Source organism: Streptococcus cristatus (assembly GCF_003943505.1).
GTDB classification, from domain to species: domain Bacteria; phylum Bacillota; class Bacilli; order Lactobacillales; family Streptococcaceae; genus Streptococcus; species Streptococcus cristatus_E.
In genome coordinates this window covers 70968-97571 of record NZ_RJPS01000007.1, presented here as the reverse complement: position 1 = coordinate 97571, position 26604 = coordinate 70968, and the positions used below count along the sequence as shown (strand labels likewise).

Below are 26604 nucleotides of genomic sequence, written 5' to 3'. Positions count from 1 at the left end.
TATAATAATCTTAGTATCATAATAGGAGGTTTCATATGCTGCATGTAGAAAAACTAGAAAAAAGTTTTGGGCAAAAGCAAGTCTTGTTCGGTATTGATTTTGAAGCCCAGCCGGGGCATATCCTTGGTCTGATTGGGAAAAACGGTGCTGGGAAAACAACGATTTTTCACAGTATTTTGCGCTTCCTAGACTATAGTGGAGAGATCCGTTTCGAAGGGCAGGCTATTGAGCAGGAGACCTATAGCAGGATTGGCTATCTGCCAGAGGAAAGAAGCCTGATGCCCAAGCTGACGGTCTTTGAGCAAGTGCGCTATCTGGCAAATCTAAAAGGTGTGCCGACAGCTGTTGTCAAAGAAAAACTGCCTCAGTGGATGGAAAAGCTTCAGGTCAAGGGGAAATTAACCGACAAAATCAAGAGTTTGTCTAAGGGGAACCAGCAAAAGGTTCAGCTGATTATCACGCTCCTGCATGAGCCAGACTTGATTATTTTAGACGAGCCTTTCAGCGGTCTGGATCCTGTCAATACTGAAATTTTGAAGGAAGTCATTGTTGAGGAGAAGAAACGCGGAGCGACGATTATCTTCTCGGATCATGTCATGACAAATGTGGAAGAGCTGTGCGATGATGTCCTGATGATTCGTGACGGGCAAGTAGTTCTCAATGGCGATGTACAAGCAGTCCGCAACCAATATGGCAAGACTCGTCTTTTCGTTTCAAGTGACTTGTCACAGGCTGAATTAGAAGCCCTGCACCATGTTGTCAAGGCGACGCAGACCAAGCAAGGCATCTGGAAATTGATTTTGGACGACGAAACAGCTGGTCCTGAATTGTTTGATCGCTTGACTCAGGGAAGCTATGTGGCAACTTTCGACCAGCAGGCACCGACAATTGATGAAATTTTCAAATTAGAATCAGGGGTGGAAGTATGAAACAAATGTTAATCGTAATCAAAGAAACCTACCTGCGTCATGTCAAGTCTTGGAGTTTTGTCTTTATGGTCTTGTCTCCTTTTCTCTTTCTTGGGCTGAGCTTGGGGATTGGCTATCTGCAGGGGAGCTCGATGGCCTCTTCCAAAAAAGTAGCAGTGCTGACCCAGCTTGATTCTGTCAGAGAAGTATTAAGAGCTGAAGATCAGCTGAGTTTTCAGTACAAAGATGAAGCTGCAGCCAAGCAGGCTGTAAAAGATAAGAAAATCGCGGGCTATCTGACGATTGAGGAAAGAAGTGGACAGCTTTCTGCCACCTACTATGCAGAAACCAGTATGAATGCTGTCACAAAAATGGCTCTGTCCAATTCCCTTACTCAGGTCCAGCAGGCTTTAAACTTGGCTCAGGCCGAATTATCAGATGAGCAGAGTCAGATTCTTGCACGGACAGTCCAGTTTGAAGAAAAAATCGATGAAAATAAAGAAAGCAAGAAGATGGTTCAGACCTTTGCTGCAATGGGACTGGGCTTCCTGCTCTATATGATTCTGATTACTTATGCCAGCATTACTGCCCAAGATGTAGCCAGTGAAAAGGGCACAAAAATCATGGAAGTTATCTTCTCCAGTATTAAGGCGACGGATTATTTCTATGCCCGTATGATTGGGATTTTTGCAGTGATTCTTAGCCATCTGGGCATTTATGTGCTTGGTGGACTGGTGGCCTTTCTCTTTGCGGACAGCATTCCTCTTGTATCCCAAGTATTGAAGAGCAATCCAGCCATTCAGCAGTATATCGGAGAAGCTGTTTCCTTGAATACCCTAGCTTTTGTAGCTGTTAGTATCTTTATGTATGTTGTCTTGTCAGCCTTTCTTGGGTCAATGGTGGCACGAGCAGAAGATACAGGAAAAGTCCTTTCGCCAGTTATCATGCTGATTTTGGTCGGCTTTATGGGAGTTTCAGCTTTGGGGGCAGCAGGAGATAATGTGATTTTGAAGGTTGGTTCTTATCTTCCTTTCATCTCAACCTTTTTCATGCCTTTCCGAGCTATCAATGGTTATGCGACCAGCTTGGAAGCTTGGCTTTCTCTAGGAATTACAGCTGCTTTTGCGGTGATGATGACAGTTTTCATCGCGCGAATCTACTCCAGCCTTGTCCTGCAGACGGATGATTTGGGAGCTTGGAAGACCTTCAAACGGGCTTTAAAATATAAATAGTTCACAACTTCACTGGAGTCATCTGGTGAAGTTTTCTTTTTGTATTTTAATTTAATATTTTGAATAATAGGGCTAGGTAAAAAGTGGAATTTATGGTAAAATAGTACAGATAAAACAAGGAGTGGAAAAATGGTAGAACCTAAATATAAGCGTATTTTGATTAAACTATCTGGAGAAGCTTTGGCTGGCGAAAAAGGTGTAGGGATCAACATCGCCACTGTCCAAAAGATGGCTGAAGAAATCAAGGAAGTCCATGAACTGGGCATTCAAATTGCCTTGGTTATCGGTGGCGGTAATCTTTGGCGAGGCGAACCAGCAGCAGAAGCAGGCATGGATCGCGTTCAAGCGGACTATACTGGCATGTTGGGAACCGTCATGAATGCACTTGTAATGGCAGATTCCTTGCAACAAGTGGGCGTTGACACCCGCGTTCAAACAGCAATTGCCATGCAGCAGGTAGCTGAGCCTTATATTCGTGGACGTGCTCTTCGTCACTTGGAAAAAGGTCGGATTGTTATTTTCGGTGCTGGTATTGGTTCACCATATTTCTCAACAGATACGACAGCTGCTCTGCGGGCTGCTGAAATTGAGGCAGATGCTATCCTCATGGCTAAGAATGGTGTGGATGGGGTCTATAATGCCGATCCAAACAAGGATAAAACGGCTGTGAAATTTGATGAATTGACCCACCGTGATGTTATCAACAAAGGCTTGCGCATCATGGACTCGACTGCTTCTACCCTTTCTATGGACAATGACATTGACCTAGTCGTCTTCAATATGAATGAACCGGGCAATATCAAACGAGTAGTCTTTGGCGAGCAAATCGGGACAACTGTCTCAAATAATTTATAAAAATCAGGAGAAAAGAAAATGGCAAATGCAATTGTAGAAAAAGCAAAAGAAAGAATGACCCATTCGCACCAAAGTTTGGCGCGTGAATTTGGTAGCATCCGTGCAGGCCGCGCTAATGCTAGCCTTTTGGATCGTATCCATGTGGAATACTATGGAGTAGAGACACCGCTTAACCAACTCTCTTCTATCACAATTCCAGAAGCGCGTGTTCTTTTGGTGACACCTTTTGATAAGTCTTCTATCAAGGATATCGAGCGTGCCATCAATGCCTCTGACTTAGGTATTACACCATCTAGCGACGGATCTGTCATTCGTTTGGTCATTCCAGCTCTGACAGAGGAAACTCGTCGTGAATTGGCTAAAGAAGTGAAAAAAGTCGGTGAAAATGCTAAGATTGCGATTCGTAACATCCGCCGCGATGCTATGGACGAAGCCAAGAAACAGGAAAAAGCTAAAGAAATCACTGAAGATGAATTGAAGGTTCTTGAAAAGGATATCCAAAGAGTCACTGATGATGCAGTGAAGCATATCGATGATATGACAGCGACTAAGGAAAAGGAACTTCTAGAAGTTTAATATTTTAGCAGAATCAAAACTCAGTTGGCCTAGGCTGGCTGAGTTGTTTTAACATAAAAATCCTTGCGATTAGAAGAGGCAAGGTAGAAGTAGGACTATATGAACACAAATCTTGCTAGCTTCATCGTGGGGATTATCACGGATGAAAATGATCGTTTTTACTTTGTTCAAAAGGATGGACAAACTTATGCCCTTTCTAAAGAAGAGGGACCGCATGAGCTTGGTCAGTCTGTCAAGGGCTTTGCCTACAGCGATATGAAGCAGAAGCTTCGCCTGACGACTCTTGAAGTCACAGCGACCCAAGAGCAGTTTGGCTGGGGAACAGTGACGGAGGTTCGCAAGGATCTAGGCGTCTTTGTCGATACCGGCCTGCCGGATAAGCAAATCGTCGTGTCACTAGACATCTTGCCAGAAATCAAGGAACTTTGGCCTAAGAAGGGCGACCGCCTCTATATTCGTCTGGATGTGGACAAGAAAGACCGCATCTGGGGTCAACTGGCCTATCAGGAGGACTTCCAGCGCTTGGCTCGTCCTGCCTACAATAACATGCAGAACCAAAATTGGCCGGCCATCGTTTATCGGCTCAAGCTTTCTGGCACCTTCGTCTACCTGCCAGAGAATAATATGCTGGGCTTTATCCATCCGAGCGAGCGCTATGCAGAGCCACGTCTGGGGCAGGTCTTAGACGCACGAGTAATTGGCTTCCGTGAAGTAGACCGCACCCTTAATCTCTCCCTCAAGCCTCGCTCCTTTGAAATGCTGGAAAACGATGCCCAGATGATTCTGACCTATCTGGAGAGCAACGGTGGCTTCATGACTTTGAATGACAAATCTTCACCAGATGACATCAAGGCCACTTTTGGTATTTCCAAAGGCCAGTTTAAAAAAGCTTTGGGTGGTCTGATGAAAGCTGGTAAAATCAAGCAAGATCCAACTGGAACGGAGTTGATTTAAATGAGAAAATCTTTTTACAGCTGGCTGATGACGGAGCGCAATCCTAAAAGTAATAAGCCCAAAGCAATTTTGGCGGATTTGGCTTTTCAGGACACGGCCTTTCCCAAGCATACGGATGATTTTGATGAGGTCAGTCGTTTTCTGGAGGAGCACGCAAATTTTTCCTTTAACTTGGGCGAGTTTGATGCTATTTGGGAAGAGTATCAGGCCCATTAAGTGGATAGTGGCTAGGGATAGTCATTTTCTGCTTGCTTTGATATAATAAAGGTAATTCATTCAAAAAATAAATGAGAGAGGTTCTTTGTTTGCAGGAACATTCAGTAGAATTGAAACTGGGCCATCCAGATGATGCCTTTCATCTCTTTGGCTCTAATGAACGCCATCTGCGCCTGATGGAGCAGGAATTAAATGTCACCATCCATGCCCGAACCGAGATTGTGCAGATTCTGGGCACGGAGGCCGCCTGTGAGGAGGCTCGCCAGGTCATTCAGGCTCTCTTGGTCTTGGTCAATCGTGGTATGACTATCGGAACGCCCGATGTGGTAACAGCCATTACCATGGTCAAAAATGACGAGATTGATAAGTTTGTAGCTCTTTATGAAGAAGAGATTATCAAGGACAGCTATGGCAAGCCGATTCGGGTCAAGACACTTGGCCAGAAAATCTATGTGGACAGTGTTAAAAATCATGATATCGTCTTTGGTATCGGGCCAGCTGGAACAGGGAAGACTTTTCTAGCGGTGACCTTGGCCGTGACAGCTCTCAAGCGTGGGCAGGTCAAACGCATCATCTTGACGCGACCAGCGGTAGAAGCTGGTGAGAGTTTGGGCTTTCTGCCTGGTGACCTTAAGGAAAAGGTGGATCCTTATCTGCGACCAGTCTATGATGCCTTGTATCAGATTTTGGGCAAGGACCAGACGACACGCCTCATGGAGCGAGAAATCATTGAGATTGCACCCCTGGCCTATATGCGGGGGCGGACGCTGGATGATGCCTTTGTCATTCTGGATGAAGCTCAGAATACCACCATCATGCAGATGAAGATGTTTCTGACACGTCTGGGCTTCCAGTCCAAGATGATTGTCAATGGAGACATCAGCCAGATTGACCTGCCTCGCAATGTCAAATCTGGTCTCATAGACGCTCAGGAGAAATTGAAAAACATCTCCCAGATTGATTTTGTTCATTTCTCCGCCAAGGATGTGGTTCGCCATCCAGTGGTGGCGCAAATTATCCGTGCCTATGAACCGCCAGCTCCTAAGAAAGAGGATAGTGAAGTAGCTGAGGACGAAAGAATTAGCTGATAAAAAAACGACTAACTTGATGAGCAAGTTAGTCGTTTTCTAGTGTCTGCAAATTATTTGCTTAAACCGTAGTTGTAGTCATCATCTTGCATGGCTTCAACTTCACCAAGAAGGTAACCATTTCCGACTTGAGAGAAGAAGTCGTGGTTAGATGTTCCTGTTGAGATTCCGTTCATGACGATTGGATTGACATCGTCTGCTGAATCTGGGAAAAGTGGATCCTGTCCTAGGTTCATGAGGGCCTTGTTGGCATTGTAACGAAGGAAGGTTTTCACTTCTTCGGTCCAGCCAACACCGTCATAGAGGCTTTCTGTATAGCCTTCTTCGTTTTCGTAGAGGGTGTAGAGCAAGTCGTACATCCATTCTTTGAGTTTTTCTTGCTCTTCTTCCGGCAATTCGTTGAAACCAAGTTGGAATTTGTAACCAATGTAAGTTCCGTGAACAGATTCATCACGGATGATTAGTTTGATGATTTCCGCAACGTTGGCCAGTTTGTTGTTACCGAGATAGTAGAGGGGTGTAAAGAAACCAGAGTAGAAGAGGAAGGTTTCAAGAAAAACACTAGCAATCTTCTTTTCAAGGGGGCTACCATTGAGGTAGATTTCATTGATAATTTCTGCTTTTCTTTGTAGGTATGGGTTTGTGTTAGTCCATTCAAAGATTTCTTCAATTTCAGCCTTGGTATTCAAGGTAGAAAAGATAGAAGAGTAAGATTTTGCGTGAACGGACTCCATAAACTGGATGTTGTTGAAGACAGCTTCTTCGTGGGCAGTACGGACGTCCTTGCGTAGAGCATCCACACCAGATTCAGATTGGAGGGTATCCAGCAATGTCAATCCTCCGAAGACCTTACCGACCAAGTCTTTTTCCTTGTGGGACAATTTTCTCCAGTCATCTAGGTCATTAGACAAGGGAATTCGTGTATCGAGCCAGAATTGCTCCGTCAGCTTTTCCCAAGTTGATTTGTCGATGACATCTTCGATAGCATTCCAGTTTATGGCTTTATAGTATGTTTCCATGATAATCTCGCTTTAAACTTCTAATACTTGCTTATGTCGCCAATGGAATAATTTCTTTGGCGACATTGCGATAATTGTTTTTTATACTTTAATTTTGTTGAATTTAAATGGTGTAATTGTAAATTGTTACTTACTAGATCACACAGCTTTCACATTGGTTAGCTCCTACTTCGCCGCCATCGTCAGTAAAGGTGCGGACGTAGTAGATGGACTTGATTCCCTTGTTGAAGGCATAGTTACGCAGGATAGAAAGGTCACGGGTTGTTTGCTTGCTTTCTTTTTTCCACTCGTAGAGGCCTTTTGGAATGTCACTACGCATGAAGAGTGTCAGTGAAAGTCCTTGGTCCACGTGCTCAGTTGCAGCTGCGTAGACATCGATCACCTTGCGCATGTCCATGTCGTAGGCAGAAGTATAATAAGGAATGGTTTCAGTTGACAAACCTGCCGCAGGATAGTAGATCTTACCGATTTTCTTTTCCTGACGTTCTTCGATCCGCTGAGTGATTGGATGGATTGAAGCAGAAACATCATTGATATAGCTGATAGAGCCATTTGGTGCAACAGCTAAGCGGTTTTGGTGGTAAAGGCCATCAGCCTTGACCTTGTCGCGCAACTCTGCCCAATCTTCTGCAGATGGGATAAAGATACCTGCGAAGAGTTCTTTGACACGGTCAGACTTAGGTACAAATTCACCCGTCAGGTATTTGTCAAAGTAAGTTCCGTTGGCATAGTCAGATTTTTCAAAGTTATGGAAGGTCACGCCACGCTCGCGAGCGATATTGTTAGACTCAACCAAGGTCCAGTAGTTCATAAGCATAAAGTAGATGCTAGTGAACTCTACAGCTTCCGCAGATCCATAATCGATCAGCTGCTGTGCCAAGTAGCTGTGCAGTCCCATAGCTCCCAGGCCAAAGGTGTGGGCTAGGCTGTTACCGTGGTCAATTGAAGGAACAGCTGTAATGTGCGAGCTGTCAGTGACAAAGGTCAGGGCGCGTGTCATAGTCCGGATGGATTTTCCAAAGTCAGGCGAAGTCATCATGTTGACAACGTTGGTAGAGCCTAAGTTACATGACACATCTGTTCCCAAGTGGAGATACTCTTGTGCGTCATTTAAAAGGCTAGGCTCTTGTACCTGCAGGATTTCAGAGCAAAGGTTACTCATGATGATTTTGCCGTCGATTGGATTGGAACGGTTGGCAGTATCGATATTCACGACATAAGGATAGCCAGATTCTTGCTGGAGTTTAGAAATTTCTGTTTCCAAATCACGAGCTTTGATCTTGGTCTTGGTGATCTTAGGGTTAGCGACCAACTCATCGTATTTTTCAGTGATGTCAAGGTAGGCAAATGGCACACCGTACTCGCGTTCAACAGAATACGGGCTGAAGAGGTACATATCTTCATTTTTACGCGCCAATTCGTAGAACTTATCTGGAATCACGACTCCGAGCGAGAGGGTTTTAACCCGAACTTTTTCGTCAGCATTTTCTTTCTTAGTAGAAAGGAAGGCGATGATATCTGGGTGGAAGACATTGAGGTAAACAACTCCAGCTCCCTGACGTTGACCCAGCTGGTTAGAGTAGGAGAAGCTGTCCTCAAAGAGTTTCATAACAGGTACAACGCCAGACGCTGCTCCCTCATAGCCCTTGATAGGTGCTCCAGCCTCCCGCAGATTGCTGAGAGAAATACCGACCCCGCCTCCGATACGAGACAATTGCAGGGCAGAGTTGATGGAGCGGCCGATTGAGTTCATATCATCTGTTACTTGGATGAGAAAGCAGGAAACTAATTCACCACGACGAGCCCGACCAGCGTTGAGGAAGCTTGGTGTCGCCGGTTGGTAGCGCTGGTGGATGATTTCATTAGCAATATCCTTGGCAATGGCTTCATCTCCGTTGGCAAAGTAGAGGGCATTAAAGAGCACCCGATCTTCCATGCTTTCCAGATAGTATTCACCATCATTTGTCTTCAGTGCATACTGGTTGTAGAATTTATAGGCAGCCATGAAAGATTTGAACTTGAAATCTTGAGCATGGATAAAAGCAGACAACTCTTCAATATATTCAGGAGAATAGAGTTGGATAAATTCTTTTTCCAAGTAGTTCTCTTCGATTAAGTATTGAATTTTTTCAGTAATAGAAGCAAACTTCATCGTGTTTGGTTCAACATTTTCTTTAAAGAAGGCTTCCAAAGCTTCCTTGTCTTTGTGAAGCATGATTTGCCCATTGACTGGACGGTTGATTTCGTTATTTAGACGGAAGTAAGTCACATCTTCTAAGTGTTTGAGTCCCATAATTTTCCTTTTTCTAAAATGTCTTTTGCTTTTACAAAATAAACGGCTCCTACGAATGATAGGAGCGGCAACAAAGCTCTAAATACTGGTGAGATTATGATAATTTTTTAAGTTTACCAGGCTGGAAACCAGAGAATGCTTCAGTTGGCGTTTGAATAACAGGCGCTGCATTGAAACCGAGGCTTTTAACATGGTCGATGTATTCTGGTTGCTCATCAAGGTTGATTTCGCGATATTCCACATTGTTGGTATCAAGAAAACGTTTGGTCATCTTGCATTGAACACAATCGTTTTTAGAGTAAATAGTTACCATTAGATGATTCCTCTATACTTTCATTTTCTTAAATTTAAATCTGAAACTAGTATATCTAAAAGCGAATTCGATGTCAACAGTTTTGAACTAAATATTGTATGATGTTTTCTTATAGCAACTATTGAGATACAATATATAGTGTATAAAACATCGAAACAAAGAGAAATAACCACAAGGAGTCACAGCGCTTACTATACTTTAAGCGAAGCTAGACCAAGAAGAATTCATTATAGGGAAGAAATCCTTGAAACTATTTCGGAAAGAGAGGGAGTTGACTATCTAATCTACTATATTTAAAACAGAATTCATTTTCAAACTCTAACGAAATATTTTGTAAGCGGGCTATAAAATTCTTGAAAAAGATTTCAAAAAGTGATATAATATCAACTTGTAAGGGTTATCACTTTAACTCAAAAAGAATTATTTTAAAGGAGAGTCTAACTATGGCTTCTAAAGATTTCCACATTGTGGCAGAAACAGGTATTCACGCGCGTCCAGCAACATTGTTGGTACAAACAGCTAGCAAATTTGCTTCAGATATCACTCTTGAGTACAAAGGTAAATCAGTAAACCTTAAATCAATCATGGGTGTTATGAGTCTTGGTGTTGGCCAAGGTGCTGACGTTACAATCTCAGCTGAAGGTGCAGACGCGGATGATGCTATCGCTGCTATCTCAGAAACAATGGAAAAAGAAGGATTGGCATAAGAAAATGACAGAAATGCTTAAAGGAATTGCAGCATCTGATGGTGTTGCTGTTGCTAAGGCATATCTATTAGTTCAACCGGATTTGTCATTTGAGACTGTTTCAGTCGATGATACGAATGCAGAAGAGGCTCGTTTGGATGCAGCTCTTGAAGCTTCACAGAACGAGCTTTCTGTTATCCGTGAGAAAGCAGTAGATAGCCTTGGTGAGGAAGCGGCGCAAGTATTTGACGCTCACTTAATGGTACTCGCTGACCCTGAAATGGTTGGTCAAATCAAAGAAACGATCCGTACTAAGAAAGTGAATGCGGAAGCTGGTCTGAAAGAAGTTACAGACATGTTTATCGCTATTTTTGAAGGTATGGAAGACAATCCATACATGCAAGAACGTGCGGCAGACATTCGTGATGTGACGAAGCGTGTTTTGGCAAACCTTTTGGGCAAGAAATTACCAAATCCAGCTTCTATCAATGAAGAATCAGTTGTGATTGCACATGACTTGACTCCTTCTGATACAGCTCAATTAGACAAGAAATTTGTTAAAGCGTTTGTAACCAATATCGGTGGACGAACAAGCCACTCGGCAATCATGGCGCGTACGCTTGAAATCGCAGCCGTATTGGGAACCAATAATATTACTGAACTCGTTAAAGACGGTGATATCATTGCAGCAAATGGTATCACTGGTGAAGTTATCATTAACCCAACTGAAGAGCAGGCAGCAGCATTCAAGGCAGCTGGTGAAGCTTATGCGAAGCAAAAAGCTGAATGGGCTCTCTTGAAAGATGCTCAAACAGTGACTGCTGATGGCAAACACTTTGAACTCGCTGCTAATATCGGTACACCAAAAGACGTTGAAGGTGTCAATGCAAATGGTGCTGAAGCCGTAGGTCTTTACCGTACAGAATTCCTTTACATGGATTCACAAGACTTCCCAACAGAAGATGAGCAATACGAAGCTTACAAGGCTGTCTTGGAAGGCATGAATGGAAAACCAGTGGTTGTCCGTACGATGGACATCGGCGGAGATAAGGAGCTTCCTTACTTCGATATGCCGCATGAAATGAACCCATTCCTTGGATTCCGTGCATTGCGTATCTCTATCTCTGAAACTGGTGACGCTATGTTCCGTACACAAATCCGCGCTCTCTTGCGTGCTTCTGTACATGGACAATTGCGTATCATGTTCCCAATGGTTGCCCTCTTGACAGAATTCCGTAAAGCTAAAGCAGTTTACGAAGAAGAAAAAGCGAAATTGCAAGCTGAAGGTGTTGCTGTAGCGGACAATATTCAAGTAGGTATCATGATTGAAATTCCAGCAGCAGCAATGCTAGCTGATCAATTTGCCAAAGAAGTTGACTTCTTCTCTATCGGTACTAACGACTTGATCCAATACACAATGGCTGCTGACCGTATGAACGAACAAGTTTCATACCTCTACCAACCATACAACCCATCTATCCTTCGCTTGATCAACAACGTTATCAAGGCAGCTCACGCTGAAGGCAAGTGGGCAGGTATGTGTGGAGAAATGGCCGGTGACCAAACAGCTGTGCCACTCCTTGTCGGTATGGGCTTGGATGAGTTCTCTATGAGTGCCACTTCTGTCCTTCGGACTCGTAGCCTTATGAAGAAATTGGATACAGTGAAGATGCAAGAACTTGCACAACGCGCTTTGACTGAGTGTGCGACAATGGAAGAAGTTCTTGAACTTGAAAAAGAATATCTTGACTTTGATTAATCTAAAAAATAAGATCAGGAAATTTTCCTGGTCTTTTTTAGTTTTCTTCAGCGTTATAGTAGACCTAGTGTAGAAAGTGAGAATTGATAAAAAATCGAGAAGTATAGAGAGTTCATATGAGCAAAAGAAGATGATTCATGAAATTTGTGAAAAATTTCTTTAAATATATAAAATTTAGTTGAAATTTTCAGAAAATTTGATAAAATGATACTTAATAACATTATGGAGGGGACAAGTGACACAATATAAGAACTATATAAATGGAGAGTGGAGAGCTTCTGAAAATGAAATCACCATCTCATCTCCTATCAATAATGAGATTTTAGGAACTGTGCCTGCCATGAGTCAGGCAGAGGTTGATTATGCGATGGCGAGCGCTCGTGCTGCTTTGCCAGCTTGGCGCGCTCTTTCAGCAGTCGAACGTGCAGCTTATCTGCATAAGGCCGCGGATATTTTGGAGCGTGATCAAGAGAAGATTGGCGAAATCCTTGCAAAAGAAGTTGCCAAGGGGATCAAAGCGGCAGTCGGAGAGGTAGTCCGGACAGCAGACTTGATTCGTTATGCGGCTGAAGAGGGCATCCGTATTCACGGTCAGGTTATGGAAGGTGGTGGCTTTGAAGCTGCCAGCAAGAAAAAATTGGCTATGGTTCGTCGTGAGCCTGTAGGAGTTGTCTTGGCTATTGCGCCATTTAATTACCCAGTCAATCTGTCTGGTTCTAAGATTGCTCCTGCCCTTATCGGTGGAAATGTCGTGATGTTTAAGCCACCTACGCAAGGTTCGATTTCTGGTCTGCTCTTGGCTCAGGCTTTTGCTGAGGCTGGTCTTCCTGCTGGTGTTTTCAATACCATCACAGGCCGTGGTTCAGAAATTGGGGACTACATTATTGAGCATAAGGAAGTAAACTACATTAACTTTACTGGCTCCACTCCAATCGGTGAGCGCATCGGTAAGTTGGCTGGTATGCGTCCAATTATGCTTGAATTGGGTGGTAAGGATGCTGCAGTTGTGCTGGAAGATGCTGACTTGGAGCATGCAGCTAAGCAGATTGTTGGCGGGGCATACAGTTATTCCGGTCAGCGCTGTACGGCTATTAAACGTGTCATTGTCATGGAGAGTGTAGCAGATAAATTAGCGGCGCTGCTTCAGGCAGAGGTAGAGAAACTGACGGTTGGTAATCCCTTTGATAATGCGGATATCACACCAGTCATTGATAATGCATCAGCAGATTTCATCTGGGGCTTGATTGAAGATGCTCAAGAAAAGGGAGCGTCAGCCTTGACAGAAATCAAACGTGAAGCAAATCTCATCTGGCCTGCCTTGTTTGACCATGTGACACTGGATATGAAATTAGCTTGGGAAGAGCCATTTGGTCCTGTTCTTCCGATTATTCGTGTGACTTCCGTTGAAGAGGCTATTCAGATTTGTAACCAGTCAGAATTTGGCCTGCAATCTTCAGTCTTTACAAATGATTTTCTGAAAGCATTTGAAATTGCTGAGAAACTGGAAGTGGGTACTGTACATATCAATAATAAGACCCAGCGTGGTCCAGATAACTTCCCATTCCTTGGTGTTAAGGGGTCTGGAGCCGGAGTGCAAGGGATTCGTTACAGTATCGAAGCGATGACACAAGTGAAATCTATCGTGTTTGATGTGAAATAATGAGAAAGGCGGCTTTGTGCGGCCTTTTTTCTTACCATAATGAACTTGTAAATCTAACATATGATCGAACAATTTGAAAAGAAATAAGTATTTATATTTTTGATTACTTATCAATTTAAAATGTAAATTTACATATTGGTCTAGATAAATTATTTTAGGAATCCTAGTACAGGGATTGATTTTTAAGTACAGATATTAGCCTTAAACTCTTTGAAATCAGTATTTTATCAGATATTTTCCACAAAAACCTTGATATAGCAAGTCATTCTTTTGAAGAAATTGGGCTTTTGAAATTTTTGAGATAGTTTTTGGAAATTTACTTGAAAAATATAAGAAAATGGGGTAAAATAGAAACATAGAAAACGCTTACAAATAGAAAGGTGACTAAATGGACAAAAAAGAAGCATTAAGAACCTTTACAACAGGTGAAAACTTTCATTTGCAGCATTATTTAGGAGTGCATCAGGATGTGGTGGATGGCAAAGCTGGCTACACCTTTAGAGTATGGGCTCCAAATGCGCAGAATGTGCATCTGATTGGAGATTTTACCAACTGGTATGGAGAGCAGATTCCTATGACTCGCAATGAAGGCGGTGTCTGGGAAGTCTTCACGGATTTGCCTAAGGAAGGAGATATTTACAAGTACAATATCAAACGGAGTAGTGGTCAGGAAATCTTGAAAATTGATCCGCTTGCTATCTATTTTGAAGAGCGCCCAGGTACGGGAGCTATTGTTCGGACTATTCCAGAGAAGAAGTGGCAAGATGGACTTTGGTTGGCTCGGAGAAAGCGTTGGGGCTTTTTCTCAAGACCGGTCAATATCTATGAAGTACACGCTGGATCTTGGAAACGCAATCCTGACGGCAGTCCATATTCTATGGCTCAGCTTAAGGAGGAATTGATTCCTTATTTGGTAGAAATGAACTATACACACGTTGAGTTCATGCCGCTCATGGCTCATCCTTTGGGACTCAGCTGGGGTTACCAGCTCATGGGTTACTTTGCCTTTGAACATACTTATGGAACGCCAGAGGAATTTCAGGACTTTGTCGAGGAATGTCACTTGAATAATATTGGTGTCATTGTGGACTGGGTTCCAGGTCACTTTACCATCAATGACGATGCCTTGGCCTACTATGATGGAACACCAACCTTTGAGTACCAAGATCATGACCGAGCTCATAACTATGGCTGGGGTGCCTTGAATTTTGACCTAGGAAAAAATGAAGTGCAGTCCTTCTTGATCTCTAGCATCAAGTTCTGGATTGATTTCTATCATCTAGATGGGGTTCGTGTGGATGCAGTTAGCAACATGCTCTATCTAGACTACGATAGTGGTCCTTGGCAGCCAAACAAGGACGGCGGTAATCGTAACTATGAAGGTTATTATTTCTTGCAACGCTTGAACACAGTTATCAAGTTATTTCATCCAGATGTTATGATGATTGCTGAAGAGAGCTCGTCCGAAACCAAGATTACGGGTATGAGAGAGATGGGCGGTTTGGGCTTTGACTTCAAGTGGAATATGGGCTGGATGAACGATATTCTCCGGTTCTACGAAGAAGACCCGATTTACCGCAAGTACGATTTTAATTTGGTGACCTTCAGCTTTATGTATTCATTTTCTGAAAATTTCCTCTTGCCTTTCTCTCACGACGAAGTCGTTCATGGCAAGAAGAGTATGATGCATAAGATGTGGGGTGACCGCTATAATCAATTTGCTGGTCTCCGCAACCTCTTGACCTATCAAATCTGCCATCCAGGCAAGAAATTGCTCTTTATGGGTTCAGAATTTGGTCAATTCCTAGAGTGGAAGTCAGAAGAGCAGCTGGAATGGTCAAATCTGGACGATCAGATGAACAAGCAGATGCAGAGCTTCACTTCGGCCCTCAACGCCTTTTATCGAGACAATCGTCCGCTTTGGGAGATTGATTTGAGCTACGATGGCATCGAAATCATTGATGCTGACAATACCGATCAGAGCGTCCTTTCCTTTATTCGTAAGACGGAAAAAGGAGATATGCTGGTCTGTGTGTTCAATATGGTGCCAGTAGAGCGCAAAAACTTTACCATTGGTGTGCCAGTGGAAGCCATTTATGAAGAAGTATGGAATACTGAATTAGAGAAATGGGGAGGTGTTTGGAAGGAACACAACGAAACAGTTCAGTCTCAAGAGGGACTATGGAAAGATTATCCGCAGACCTTGACCTTTACGCTACCAGCTTTGGGAGCAAGTATTTGGAAAATCAAGCGTCGTGTGAATGTTCGTAAAAATGCTAAAAAAGATTCCACAAAGGAGTAGGATATGAAGAATGAAATGCTAGCTTTGATTCTTGCCGGTGGGCAAGGAACTCGTCTTGGAAAGCTCACACAAAGTATTGCAAAACCAGCAGTACAGTTTGGTGGTCGTTATCGTATTATTGATTTTGCGCTGTCAAACTGTGCTAACTCTGGGATCAACAATGTCGGTGTGATTACACAGTACCAACCACTTGCTTTGAACAGTCACATCGGGAACGGTTCAAGCTGGGGCTTGGATGGTATCAATACAGGTGTATCCATTCTTCAGCCGTACTCTGCCAGTGAAGGAAATCGTTGGTTTGAGGGAACTAGCCACGCTATTTTCCAAAATATTGACTATATCGATAGCATCAATCCTGAATATGTTTTAATCCTATCTGGAGACCATATCTACAAGATGGACTATGATGATATGCTCCAATCCCACAAGGATAACAGCGCTAGTTTGACGGTTGCTGTCTTGGATGTGCCTCTCAAGGAGGCTAGCCGTTTTGGTATCATGAATACCGATGCTAACAATCGGATTGTTGAATTTGAAGAAAAACCAGAAAATCCTAAATCTACCAAGGCATCTATGGGTATCTATATCTTTGACTGGCAACGTCTCCGTAATATGCTGATTGCTGCTGAAAAGACCAATGTAGATATGTCCGACTTTGGTAAAAATGTTATCCCTAACTATCTTGAATCTGGCGAAAGCGTTTATGCTTATGAATTTAGTGGCTACTGGAAAGACGTTGGTACGATTGAGTCACTTTGGGAAGCGAACATGGAATACATTAGTCCAGAAAATGCTTTAGACAGTCGTGATCGTCAGTGGAAAATTTACTCACGCAACTTGATTTCACCACCAAACTACCTTGGTGCGAATGCTCATGTTGAAGACTCTTTGGTAGTTGATGGCTGTTTCGTAGATGGAACTGTTAAGCATTCTATCCTCTCAACAGGTGCCCAAGTTCGTGAAGGCGCAGAAGTCACTGATTCTGTCATAATGAGTGGCGCTATTATTGGCCAAGGAGCTAAGATTAAACGTGCGATCATTGGCGAGGGCGCTGTTATTTCTGATGGTGTAGAGATTGACGGAACAGATGAAGTGCAAGTAGTCGGATATAATGAAAAAGTGGGGGTACCAACAGATGAAGATTGATAAATATTCAGCGATTTTAGGAAATACGGTCGGTTTCCACGACATGTCAACCTTAACAGAGCATCGTCCAGTTGCCAGTTTGCCATTTGGTGGGAAATACCGTTTGATTGACTTCCCCCTTTCTAGCCTTGCTAATGCTGGCGTTCGTAGCGTCTTTGGTATCTTCCAGCAAGACAATATTAGCTCTGTATTTGACCATATTCGTTCAGGTCGTGAGTGGGGCTTGTCTACACTTTTGAGCCACTACTATCTAGGCATTTACAATACTCGTGTAGAAAGTAGCACAGTTGGTAAGGAATATTATGAACAGTTATTGACTTATCTGAAGCGCTCAGGCTCTAACCAAACTGTAGCCCTGAACTGTGATGTGTTGATCAACATTGACCTTAATCAAGTCTTCCACTTACATAACACAACCCAGCAACCGATGACGGTGGTTTACAAGAAATTGCCATCTAAAGATATTTCAGATGTCAATGCAGTTCTGCAAGTCAGTGAAACAGACCATGTCCTAGGACACAAGCTGCATAGTGATAGAGACGAGGGCGAGCTTTTCAATATGTCTACAGATATTTTTGTAGTAGATACGCCGTGGTTGATTGAAAAATTGGAAGAAGAAGCCCAAAAAGAATTCCCACAAAAGCTACGCTATGTTCTTCGAGACTTGGCAGCTGAAGTTGGAGCTTTTGCTTATGAGTACACAGGCTATTTGGCAAATATCTACTCTGTTGCTTCCTATTATAAAGCTAACATTGACATGCTTGATCGGCAGAAATTCTACTCTCTCTTCTCACCAAATCACAAGATTTATACAAAGGTGAAAAATGAAGAGCCGACTTACTATGCAACTACATCAAAAGTAAATCGCTCTCAGTTTGCGTCAGGTAGTATTGTAGAAGGTGAAGTTGTAAACTCTGTTATCTCGCGGAATACAAGAATTTTAGCGGGTAGCAGTGTCAAAGACAGTCTCCTCTTCCCACGCGTTGTCGTTGGAAAAAATGCAGTGCTAGAATATGCAATTGTGGACAAGGGTGTTGAGATTGCTGAAGGAGTAGTTGTTCGAGGTACAGCGGAACATCCAGTTGTGCTGAAGAAAGGTCAAAAAGTTACAGAGGACATCGTTTCATGAAAATTTTATTTGTAGCAGCAGAAGGGGCACCTTTTTCCAAGACCGGTGGTTTGGGGGACGTTATCGGCGCCCTCCCCAAATCCTTGGTCAAAGCTGGCCATGAAGTNGGAGTCATTCTGCCGTACTATGACATGACGGATGCTAAATTTGGTGATCAAGTTGAAGACCTCTTCTCCTTTGAAGTCAGTGTCGGTTGGCGTCGAGAATACGTCGGTGTCAAAAAGATTGAGTTGGAAGGCGTCAACTTCTACTTTATTGACAATCAGCATTATTTCTTCCGTGGGCATGTCTATGGTGATTTTGATGACGGCGAACGTTTTGCTTACTTCCAATTAGCAGCAATCGAACTGATGGAGCGCATTGATTTTATTCCAGATGTTCTCCATGCGCACGACTACCATACGGCCATGGTTCCTTTCTTGGTCAAGGAAAAATATCGCTGGATTCAGGCCTATAATAATATCAAGACGGTGCTGACCATTCACAACTTAGAGTTTCAGGGACAGTTTTCGGACAGCATGCTCTGGGAACTCTTTGGTGTCGGCTATGAACGTTATGCGGACGGAACTCTCCGTTGGAATGACTGCCTCAACTGGATGAAGGCGGGTATTCTTTATGCGGATCGCGTGACAACTGTCTCACCTAGCTATGCCAACGAAATTCGGACGGCTGAGTTTGGTTGCGGTCTGGATCAGGTTCTTCGGATGGAGTCTGGCAAGCTGGTCGGTATTGTCAATGGTATCGATACAGATATCTACAATCCAGAAACTGATAAAATGCTGGCTTACCACTTTAATAAAGATGATTTGACCGGGAAATTAGAAAACAAACGAGCTCTTCAATCAAAAGTAGGCTTGCCAGTTCGGGATGATGTTCCTGTCGTTGGTATCGTCTCTCGTTTGACTCGTCAAAAAGGTTTTGATTTGGTGGTGGAAGAGTTGCATAATCTGCTTCAGGAAGATGTGCAAATTGTGCTACTTGGAACAGGTGACCCTGCATTTGAACGTGCCTTCGCTTGGTTTGGCCAGGCTTATCCTGAAAAATTATCCGCGAATATCCTTTTTGATGTTACTTTGGCTCAGGAAATCTATGCGGCTAGTGATATTTTCCTTATGCCGAGCCGCTTTGAACCTTGCGGTCTGTCTCAGATGATGTCCATGCGTTACGGTACACTGCCGCTGGTTCACGAGGTTGGTGGCCTGCGGGATACGGTTGAACCTTACAACGTTTATAGTGGACAGGGAACAGGCTTTAGCTTCAATAACTTCTCTGGTTATTGGCTAACATGGACTTTCAAAGAAGCCCTCAATCTTTACTGGCATGACCGAGAAGCTTGGCGCAGTCTGCAAACTCAGGCTATGGAAAGAGATTTCTCTTGGGATACAGCCAGTCGAGCATACAGTGATTTATATGAGTCACTGCTCTAGCATGTTGCATTAGAACAGCAATCCTCTCTTGTTTCTGACAAGAGAGGATTTGTCGAGTAAGTGGTCTTTCTTATGTTGACGTCTTATCCAGACGGATGCTTTTCCCTAAAAGAAAGGAAGTTGATTCGTAAAAATGGAGTTAAATAAAGAACAGTTTATCCGAGATTTCAAGGATACTTTGCACGAACGACAGCTGATTAAGATTGCGGATGCTACACCTGCCGAGCTTTTTCAAGCCCTCGCTAGTACCATTCGTAAATATATTACGCCACTGTGGCTGGAGCGCCGCAATAAACTTGTGGAACAGCAGCAAAAAACAGCCTATTATTTCTCAATTGAGTTTCTACCAGGACGTATGCTGGAAACCAACCTGCTCAATTTAGGTATTCTCGATACGGTCAAGGAAAGTTTTGTTGAGTTAGGAGTTGACTTTGAGGATGTAAAAAATGCTGAGCACGACATGGCTTTGGGAAATGGGGCCTTGGTCGCTTAGCAGCGGCTTTCATGGACTCGCTAGCTACTACTGGCTATCCAGGTTTTGGCAATGGACTTCGCTATCGCTATGGTCTTTTCAAGCAGAGAATCGTGAATGGCTATCAGGTCGAGATTCCAGATGATTGGTTTGGCAGTCTATGCAATGTCTGAGAAACCCGTAAGGATCACGGCATTGTGGATGTTAAAATCTTTGGTAATGTTTACCTCCGTGCCAATGAAGAAGGCCGTATTGTGCCAGTTTATGAGCATTCTCAAACTCTGCGAGCAGTTCCTTATGATGTGCCGCAAATTGGCTTTGGCAATGACAATATCAACAATCTCCGTCTTTGGGATGTTGAAATCCCAGAAGAATATGAATTGGACTATCCGACGATCGAAGCCCGTCGACGGGTGCAGGACATCACTGCCATTCTCTATCCAGACAACTCTAGTTATAAAGGAAAAGAACTGCGTCTGATTCAGGAATATTTTATGACCAGTGCAGGTTTGCAGACTATTATCAAGTCTTACCTCAAGCAAGGTCGTCCGCTCAAGGATATTCATGAGAAGGTCTCTGTCCATATCAACGATATCCATCCAGCTGTTGCACCGGCTGAATTTATGCGCCTTTTGCTGGATGACTATGGTCTCGAGTGGGCAGATGCATAGAAGGCGACGGTTAAGACCATGAGCTACACCAACCACACCATTTTGTCAGAAGCCTTGGAAAAATGGGATGCAGAGCTCTTTAAGAATGTCCTGCCGCGGGTTTATCAGATTATCCTAGAAATCGACAACCGCTATGTAGCTGAAATGGCTGGACGCGGTATCGATCCACGGGTCATCGAGAATACTCGGATTGTCAGGGAAAATCAAGTCCATATGGCTCACTTGGCTGTCATCGGTGGTCATTCGATTAATGGTGTTGCCAAACTCCACACCGAATTGCTCAAAGAAGATACCTTACGTGATTTTTACAGCATTTACCCAGAGAAGTTTAATAACAAGACCAATGGCATTATCCAGCGTCGCTGGCTGCAGATTGCGGATGAGCCGCTGTCAGCTGAGATTGATAAGTTGATTGGCAAGGGCTGGAGAAGTGATATCCACGAGCTGCGCAAGCTTTTGGAATTCAAGGATGATCAGCAAGTGCTGGCTGATTTCTACCGAGTGAAGCAAGAAGCCAAGGCTCGTCTGGCTGACTTCATCAAGGAATCAACAGGAGTAGAAGTTTCTACAGAAGCCATCTTTGATGTCCAGGTGAAACGCCTCCATGCCTACAAGCGTCAGCTGCTCAACCTGCTTCATATCATCAAGCTTTACTGGGACCTCAAGGACAATACTGATAAGGATATGGTGCCGCGCGTCTTTATCTTTGGTGCCAAGGCTGCTCCGGGCTATCACTTTGCCAAGTCTGTTATAAAGCTGATCAATGAAGTAGCCAATCTGGTCAACAAGGATGAAAGCCTGCAAGGCAAACTAAAGGTTGTTTTCCTAGAAAACTACCGGGTCAGCCTGGCCGAGCTCATCATTCCAGCTGCGGATGTATCAGAGCAGATTTCCCTGGCTTCCAAGGAAGCTTCTGGTACTTCCAACATGAAGTTCATGATGACTGGTGCCATTACCCTAGCTACACTGGACGGAGCCAATATCGAAATCAAGGACGAGGTCGGTGACGACAACATTGTCATCTTCGGGATGGACAAGGATCAAGTTTACGAGCACTATGCCCGCCATGATTATTACTCACGCGGTGTCTATGAAAGCAATCCAGACATTCGCCGGGTAGTCGATACCTTTGTCAACGGCACCATTCCAAACGTTCGTGAAGAAGGCTCTGAAATCTACGAAGCCCTCATCACCCACAATGATGAATATTTCCTCTTGGAAGACTTTCATGCCTATGTGGAAGCTCAAGAGAAGATTGATGCCCTCTATCGTGACAAAGAAAAATGGGCTCGCATGAGCTTGATTAATATCGCTACATCCGACAAGTTCACCTCAGATGATACCATTGAGCAATATGCCAAGGAAATCTGGAACTTGGAGAAATAATACTCCTGAGAAAATATGAACAAAAAGAGATTGGGACCTGGATCTCAGTCTCTTTTGTTATCCATCTACCATCTTATAAAGAATTATGCTATAGTAGAGAAAGTATGAGAGTCCAACGTTTAGAAAAGTAGGGTAAGTAAGCATGAAAGACTACACAATTTTTTATCAACAATTAACAGCTCCTTTTCTCAGTCGCCCTAGGATAGTGAAAGGGATGGCCTATTTTAATAGGGGGATGACTGTTTTTATGCCTCTAGTGTATGGATTGGTCTTGATTGATGCCCTTCTGACAGAAGGCTGGAAAGGCCTGCTTGCTTTTTTCTTCTTACCAGCTATTGGATTTGGTCTCTTGTCAGCTATTCGTAAACGGCTGAATCAAGCACGCCCCTACGAGAAATGGGCTATTCAACCCTTGCTGGCCAAGGATACATCAGGTAAGTCCATGCCCAGCCGCCATGTCTTTTCGGCGACAGTGATTTCCATGTGTTTGCTTTACTTTTTCTGGCTGCCGGGGCTTATCTGCCTCTTGCTTTCAGCAGGGCTGGCTGCGGTGCGCGTGATTGGTGGAGTGCACTATCCAAAGGATGTAGTGATAGGATACCTTTGTGGCATTTGCTGGGGAGCTTTACTCTTTTTATTATAAAGGTCTGGCCAGAGCCAGATTTTTTATGTAAAGTAAGGTGAGGAGTAGACAAAGTGCCCGAGTCTATATTATAATGTAAGCAGTTCCAAATTTTCATCGCCAAGGAATATGGGATTTTGGAAGATGAAAAATATGTAAGGAGACTATTATGTCAGAACCGTTATTTCTAGAGTCTGTGATGCAGGAGAAAATTTGGGGTGGCACCAAGCTGCATGATGTCTTTGGCTATGAAATTCCCAGTGACCATGTGGGAGAGTATTGGGCAATTTCGGCTCATCCGAACGGTGTCTCAACCGTCAAGAATGGCCGTTTTGCAGGTCAGAATCTAGATGCGCTCTATGCCGAGCACCGTGAGCTTTTTGGCAATCGTCCAGAGCCTGTCTTTCCGCTTTTGACGAAGATTTTGGATGCCAATGACTGGCTCAGCGTTCAGGTCCATCCAGATGATGCCTATGGACTAGAGCACGAAGGTGAGCTTGGCAAGACAGAATGCTGGTATGTCATCGCTGCAGACGAAGGGGCAGAGATTATATACGGTCACAATGCCAAGAGCAAGGAAGAGCTGCGCCAGCAAATCGAGAGCAAGGACTGGGATCATCTTTTGACCAAAATTCCAGTCAAGGCTGGTGATTTCTTCTATGTGCCAAGTGGCACCATGCATGCTATTGGCTCAGGGATTCTGATTTTAGAAACTCAGCAGTCTAGCGATACTACTTATCGGGTTTATGACTTTGATCGTAAGGACGACGCTGGCAATTTGCGCGAGTTGCATTTGGAGCAGTCTATTGATGTTCTGACTATCGGCGAGCCTGCTAATAGCCGTCCCGTTACCATTCAGGCAGACGATTTGATCTCTACTCTTTTGGTGGCCAATGACTTCTTTGCTGTTTACAAGTGGGACATTGCTGGTTCTGTTGAGTTTAAAAAGACAGCAGATTACAGTCTGTTTAGCGTTTTGGAGGGTGCTGGAGAGTTGACAGTGGATGGACTAGTGTATCCTATCGAAAAAGGCTCTCATTTCATCCTGCCGAGCGATGTCACAGAATGGACCTTGTCTGGCGACTTACAACTGATTGTCAGCCATCCATAGTGAAAAAACAAATGAGAGTGGGACAGAAATCGGTAATTCGTTAGAATTCGATTCCGTCGTCCCACCTCCGCACAGTTGAGTAGGGCTGTGAAAGCTGATGAAATCAGCGTAGTAGAGCCCACTCAACCACTGCGTCTTGCTCGACAATCCAAAGACAATTGAGAGGCTAGGACTTTTGTCCCAGCCTCATTTTTCTTTATTTTCGCAGAATGAATAGAGAAAACAGGACTTTAACTTCAATCGGTGAAAAAGTCCAATAAATAAGGCATTTCATCATGGTTGCTTGAAGATATTTTTTCTGAAAAATGTTACAATGAAAAGGAATATCCAAAGGAGTCGAATATGGAACACAAAGAAAAAGATTTTAGTTTATCCTGGTTTTTTAGATGGTTCTTGGATAATAAGGCCATTACCGTATTTTTGGTGACCTTGCTCATCGGTTTGAACATTTTTATTCTTAGCAAAATTAGCTTTATTTTTACACCAGTGATTGAGTTTATTGGTGTCATTATGTTGCCAGTGATTTTGGCTGGGCTGCTTTACTATCTGCTCAATCCCATTGTCGACTGGATGGAAAAGCGCAAGATTAGCCGTGTGGCTGGAATTACGATTGTCTTTGTCTTGATTGGTATCTTGATTGTGTGGGGCTTGGCAGTTGCTATTCCTAGCTTGCAGCATCAGATAGTGAGTTTTTCAAAGAATGTTCCCGCCTATCTCAAGCAAGCCAATAAAATGATTGAAGATGTTTTGGACAATCATATTTCAGATGATTTGAAGCCACAAATCGAGCAAGTTACGAATAAGCTTTCGACCCAGATTACTTCATGGGCTAGCAATTTTTCATCTAAGGCAGTCAATTGGGCTAGCAATTTGATTAGTACGGCTTCACAAATCATTGTAGCTATTATCATCATGCCTTTCATTCTTTTCTATTTGCTACGCGATGGGAAGAATCTCAAAGGCTATGTAGTTCAGTTCTTGCCAACGAAATTCCGCGAGTCATTTGGTCAGGTTATGACGGATGTTAATACCCAGTTGGCCAATTATGTTCGTGGTCAGGTGACTGTAGCGATTATTGTGGCCTTTATGTTTATGATTCTTTTCAAGATCATTGGCTTGCGTTACGGTGTGACTCTAGCCGTTGTGGCAGGGGTTTTGAACTTGGTGCCTTATCTGGGAAGCTTCCTTGCCATGTTGCCAGCCTTGGTTCTTGGCTTGATTGCTGGTCCGATAATGCTGTTGAAAGTCATTATCGTCTTTATCGTGGAGCAGACTATTGAGGGGCGCTTCGTGTCTCCTTTGATTTTGGGAAGTCAATTAAGCATCCATCCGATTACGATTTTATTTGTTTTGCTGACTTCAGGAACCATGTTTGGTATCTGGGGCGTCTTGCTGGGGATTCCAGCTTATGCGTCAGCCAAGGTTGCCATCACAGCGCTCTTTAAGTGGTACAAGAAGGTCAGCGGTTTGTACGAAGAAAGTGATCAAGAATTAGGAGAAGGCAGTGAGTAAGAGTGAACAAATGTTAACAGCCCTGCAAAATCAGGATTTATCACAGGCTGAGAAGTATTTTGAAGAGGCTTTGAGCCAAGATACCGATCAAGAGTTGTTAGAATTAGCCGATTACTTAGAAAGTATCGGCTTTTTCCCTCAAGCCAAACGTATTTATGAAAAATTGGCTCCGCTTTTCCCTGAATCCTATATCAGTCTGGCAACGATTGCTGCTGACGATGGTGACTTGGAAGAGGCTTTTGCCTATTTAGAGGAAATTGACTCGGAAAGTGAATGGTATGTGGCAGCTCTCTTGGCCAAGGCTGATCTCTATCAGCTAGAAGGATTGCCAGATGTGGCAAGGGAGAAATTGCTGGAAGCTGCGAAACTGTCGGACGAACCTTTAGTGACTTTTGGTTTAGCAGAAATTGAGTTTGAATTGGAAAATTTTGCCCAGGCCATCAAGGAATATGCTCAGCTAGATAATCGCTCTATCTACGAGCAGACAGGCGTGTCCACCTACCAGCGTATTGGCCTTTGCTATGCCAGTCTGGGGAAAATCGAAGCAGCCATTGAATTTTTGGAAAAGGCTGTGGAGTTGGAGTACGACGAAGAGACGGTCTATGAATTGGCAGCTATCTTATATGAGCAAGAGGAGTACCAAAAAGCTAATTTGTACTTCAAGCAGCTGGATACGATTTCGCCAGATTTTGAAGGCTATGAGTATGCCTACGCGCAGTCTCTCCATGCGGAGCATAAGACTGAGGAAGCTTTGGCAATGGCCGAGCAAGGCTTGACCAAAAATCCTTTCGAGACTCGCCTTTTGCTTCTTGCTTCGCAATTATCTTACGAACTGCATGATGTGGAAAAATCCGAGGATTACCTGCTAGCGGCTCAGGAAAATGCAGATGATGTAGAGGAAATTGCTCTGCGCCTGACTAATCTCTATTTGGAGCAGGAGCGCTATGATGAGATCTTAGCTTTTGAGGAACAAGAGCTAGACAATGTCTTAACCCGCTGGAATCTGGCGCGGGCTTATCAAGCCTTGGAAAATCTGGAAAAAGCTGGGGAGCTTTATCAGGAACTGGCAGTTGACCTGCAGGAAAATCCTGAATTTTTGGAAGAATATGTTTATCTCTTACGCGAATTAGGGCATGTGGAAAAAGCAAAAATACAGGCTGGCAAGTACCTGCGTTTGGTTCCAGATGATACTGCTATGGCAGATTTGTACGAAAGTTTGTAGAAGTTTCTGTGAAGAATCTCTTGTGTTAGTAGCTTTCTGTGCGGA

Annotated in this window: 21 protein-coding genes and 1 pseudogene; 19 read left to right on the top strand and 3 right to left on the bottom strand. The window is 43.6% G+C overall.

The features are described 5' to 3' along the window. Positions 1-35 precede the first annotated feature (35 nt). From D8792_RS07485 to D8792_RS07455, 7 genes are all read left to right on the top strand, one after another. Complete coding sequence (locus tag D8792_RS07485; protein WP_125373536.1) at positions 36-929, top strand: ABC transporter ATP-binding protein; 894 nt, start codon at positions 36-38, stop codon at positions 927-929. After that, positions 926-2140 carry an ABC transporter permease gene (locus tag D8792_RS07480; RefSeq protein WP_125373535.1) on the top strand — a complete coding sequence of 405 codons (1215 nt, stop codon included), beginning with the start codon at positions 926-928 and terminating at the stop codon, positions 2138-2140. The genes D8792_RS07485 and D8792_RS07480 overlap by 4 nt, the downstream gene beginning before the upstream one ends. 129 nt (positions 2141-2269) lie before the next feature. Next, positions 2270-2995: a UMP kinase gene (pyrH, locus tag D8792_RS07475; RefSeq protein WP_005589574.1), complete on the top strand. Its 726-nt coding sequence runs from the start codon at positions 2270-2272 to the stop codon at positions 2993-2995. An 18-nt stretch (positions 2996-3013) separates the two neighbouring features. Further along, positions 3014-3571 (top strand): ribosome recycling factor, encoded by a 558-nt coding sequence (frr, locus tag D8792_RS07470; RefSeq protein WP_125373534.1) that lies wholly within the window; start codon positions 3014-3016, stop codon positions 3569-3571. A gap of 99 nt (positions 3572-3670) precedes the next feature. After that, a complete protein-coding gene (gene cvfB, locus D8792_RS07465) occupies positions 3671-4525 on the top strand; it encodes an RNA-binding virulence regulatory protein CvfB (protein WP_125373533.1) in 855 nt (284 codons plus the stop codon). Next, positions 4526-4741: a YozE family protein gene (locus D8792_RS07460; protein WP_005589581.1), complete on the top strand. Its 216-nt coding sequence runs from the start codon at positions 4526-4528 to the stop codon at positions 4739-4741. 89 nt (positions 4742-4830) lie between these two features. Beyond that, the gene (locus tag D8792_RS07455) at positions 4831-5829 is read left to right on the top strand and encodes a PhoH family protein (RefSeq protein ID WP_125373551.1); all 999 of its coding nucleotides are present in this window, start codon (positions 4831-4833) and stop codon (positions 5827-5829) included. A gap of 53 nt (positions 5830-5882) precedes the next feature. Here the strand turns inward: D8792_RS07455 and nrdF are convergent, their stop codons facing one another. From nrdF to nrdH, 3 genes are all read right to left on the bottom strand, one after another. After that, positions 5883-6848, bottom strand: coding sequence for a class 1b ribonucleoside-diphosphate reductase subunit beta (gene nrdF, locus D8792_RS07450; RefSeq protein WP_125373532.1), 966 nt, complete (start codon positions 6846-6848; stop codon positions 5883-5885). A 133-nt stretch (positions 6849-6981) separates the two neighbouring features. After that, complete coding sequence (nrdE, locus tag D8792_RS07445) at positions 6982-9141, bottom strand: class 1b ribonucleoside-diphosphate reductase subunit alpha (protein WP_125373531.1); 2160 nt, start codon at positions 9139-9141, stop codon at positions 6982-6984. 94 nt (positions 9142-9235) lie between these two features. Next, complete coding sequence (gene nrdH, locus D8792_RS07440) at positions 9236-9454, bottom strand: glutaredoxin-like protein NrdH (RefSeq protein ID WP_005589588.1); 219 nt, start codon at positions 9452-9454, stop codon at positions 9236-9238. 443 nt (positions 9455-9897) lie between these two features. Between nrdH and D8792_RS07435 the strand changes: the two genes are divergently transcribed. From D8792_RS07435 to D8792_RS07380, 12 genes and pseudogenes are all read left to right on the top strand, one after another. Then, positions 9898-10161 carry a phosphocarrier protein HPr gene (locus D8792_RS07435; RefSeq protein ID WP_005589589.1) on the top strand — a complete coding sequence of 88 codons (264 nt, stop codon included), beginning with the start codon at positions 9898-9900 and terminating at the stop codon, positions 10159-10161. 4 nt (positions 10162-10165) lie between these two features. After that, positions 10166-11899, top strand: a complete 1734-nt coding sequence (gene ptsP / locus D8792_RS07430; protein ID WP_125373530.1) for a phosphoenolpyruvate--protein phosphotransferase — start codon at positions 10166-10168, stop codon at positions 11897-11899. A gap of 235 nt (positions 11900-12134) precedes the next feature. After that, the gene (locus D8792_RS07425; RefSeq protein ID WP_125373529.1) at positions 12135-13559 is read left to right on the top strand and encodes an NADP-dependent glyceraldehyde-3-phosphate dehydrogenase; all 1425 of its coding nucleotides are present in this window, start codon (positions 12135-12137) and stop codon (positions 13557-13559) included. A gap of 388 nt (positions 13560-13947) precedes the next feature. Next, positions 13948-15861: a 1,4-alpha-glucan branching protein GlgB gene (gene glgB, locus D8792_RS07420; RefSeq protein ID WP_125373528.1), complete on the top strand. Its 1914-nt coding sequence runs from the start codon at positions 13948-13950 to the stop codon at positions 15859-15861. Positions 15862-15864: 3 nt separating this feature from the next. Beyond that, positions 15865-17007 carry a glucose-1-phosphate adenylyltransferase gene (locus D8792_RS07415; RefSeq protein WP_048764837.1) on the top strand — a complete coding sequence of 381 codons (1143 nt, stop codon included), beginning with the start codon at positions 15865-15867 and terminating at the stop codon, positions 17005-17007. Continuing rightward, positions 16997-18136 carry a glucose-1-phosphate adenylyltransferase subunit GlgD gene (glgD, locus tag D8792_RS07410; RefSeq protein WP_125373527.1) on the top strand — a complete coding sequence of 380 codons (1140 nt, stop codon included), beginning with the start codon at positions 16997-16999 and terminating at the stop codon, positions 18134-18136. Before D8792_RS07415 ends, glgD begins: the two co-directional genes overlap by 11 nt. Continuing rightward, complete coding sequence (glgA, locus tag D8792_RS07405; RefSeq protein WP_125373526.1) at positions 18133-19563, top strand: glycogen synthase GlgA; 1431 nt, start codon at positions 18133-18135, stop codon at positions 19561-19563. The genes glgD and glgA overlap by 4 nt, the downstream gene beginning before the upstream one ends. A gap of 133 nt (positions 19564-19696) precedes the next feature. Further along, positions 19697-22092 (top strand): annotated as a pseudogene (locus tag D8792_RS07400) (glycogen/starch/alpha-glucan phosphorylase). 142 nt (positions 22093-22234) lie between these two features. Then, on the top strand, positions 22235-22735 hold the full coding sequence (locus D8792_RS07395; RefSeq protein ID WP_125373525.1) for a phosphatase PAP2 family protein: 501 nt from the start codon (positions 22235-22237) through the stop codon (positions 22733-22735). 148 nt (positions 22736-22883) lie between these two features. Next, a complete protein-coding gene (gene manA / locus D8792_RS07390; RefSeq protein WP_048764847.1) occupies positions 22884-23825 on the top strand; it encodes a mannose-6-phosphate isomerase, class I in 942 nt (313 codons plus the stop codon). Between the two features lie 342 nt (positions 23826-24167). Continuing rightward, on the top strand, positions 24168-25337 hold the full coding sequence (locus D8792_RS07385; RefSeq protein ID WP_125373524.1) for an AI-2E family transporter: 1170 nt from the start codon (positions 24168-24170) through the stop codon (positions 25335-25337). Next, positions 25330-26559: a tetratricopeptide repeat protein gene (locus tag D8792_RS07380; protein ID WP_125373523.1), complete on the top strand. Its 1230-nt coding sequence runs from the start codon at positions 25330-25332 to the stop codon at positions 26557-26559. The genes D8792_RS07385 and D8792_RS07380 overlap by 8 nt, the downstream gene beginning before the upstream one ends. Positions 26560-26604: the final 45 nt, after the last annotated feature.

Coding starts and splice junctions, on each gene's coding strand:
- D8792_RS07485 (WP_125373536.1), top strand. CDS start 36: ATGCTGCATGTAGAAAAACTAGAAAAAAGTTTTGGGCAAAAGCAAGTC.
- D8792_RS07480 (WP_125373535.1), top strand. CDS start 926: ATGAAACAAATGTTAATCGTAATCAAAGAAACCTACCTGCGTCATGTC.
- pyrH (WP_005589574.1), top strand. CDS start 2,270: ATGGTAGAACCTAAATATAAGCGTATTTTGATTAAACTATCTGGAGAA.
- frr (WP_125373534.1), top strand. CDS start 3,014: ATGGCAAATGCAATTGTAGAAAAAGCAAAAGAAAGAATGACCCATTCG.
- cvfB (WP_125373533.1), top strand. CDS start 3,671: ATGAACACAAATCTTGCTAGCTTCATCGTGGGGATTATCACGGATGAA.
- D8792_RS07460 (WP_005589581.1), top strand. CDS start 4,526: ATGAGAAAATCTTTTTACAGCTGGCTGATGACGGAGCGCAATCCTAAA.
- nrdF (WP_125373532.1), bottom strand. CDS start 6,848: ATGGAAACATACTATAAAGCCATAAACTGGAATGCTATCGAAGATGTC.
- nrdE (WP_125373531.1), bottom strand. CDS start 9,141: ATGGGACTCAAACACTTAGAAGATGTGACTTACTTCCGTCTAAATAAC.
- nrdH (WP_005589588.1), bottom strand. CDS start 9,454: ATGGTAACTATTTACTCTAAAAACGATTGTGTTCAATGCAAGATGACC.
- D8792_RS07435 (WP_005589589.1), top strand. CDS start 9,898: ATGGCTTCTAAAGATTTCCACATTGTGGCAGAAACAGGTATTCACGCG.
- ptsP (WP_125373530.1), top strand. CDS start 10,166: ATGACAGAAATGCTTAAAGGAATTGCAGCATCTGATGGTGTTGCTGTT.
- glgB (WP_125373528.1), top strand. CDS start 13,948: ATGGACAAAAAAGAAGCATTAAGAACCTTTACAACAGGTGAAAACTTT.
- D8792_RS07415 (WP_048764837.1), top strand. CDS start 15,865: ATGAAGAATGAAATGCTAGCTTTGATTCTTGCCGGTGGGCAAGGAACT.
- glgD (WP_125373527.1), top strand. CDS start 16,997: ATGAAGATTGATAAATATTCAGCGATTTTAGGAAATACGGTCGGTTTC.
- D8792_RS07395 (WP_125373525.1), top strand. CDS start 22,235: ATGAAAGACTACACAATTTTTTATCAACAATTAACAGCTCCTTTTCTC.
- manA (WP_048764847.1), top strand. CDS start 22,884: ATGTCAGAACCGTTATTTCTAGAGTCTGTGATGCAGGAGAAAATTTGG.
- D8792_RS07385 (WP_125373524.1), top strand. CDS start 24,168: ATGGAACACAAAGAAAAAGATTTTAGTTTATCCTGGTTTTTTAGATGG.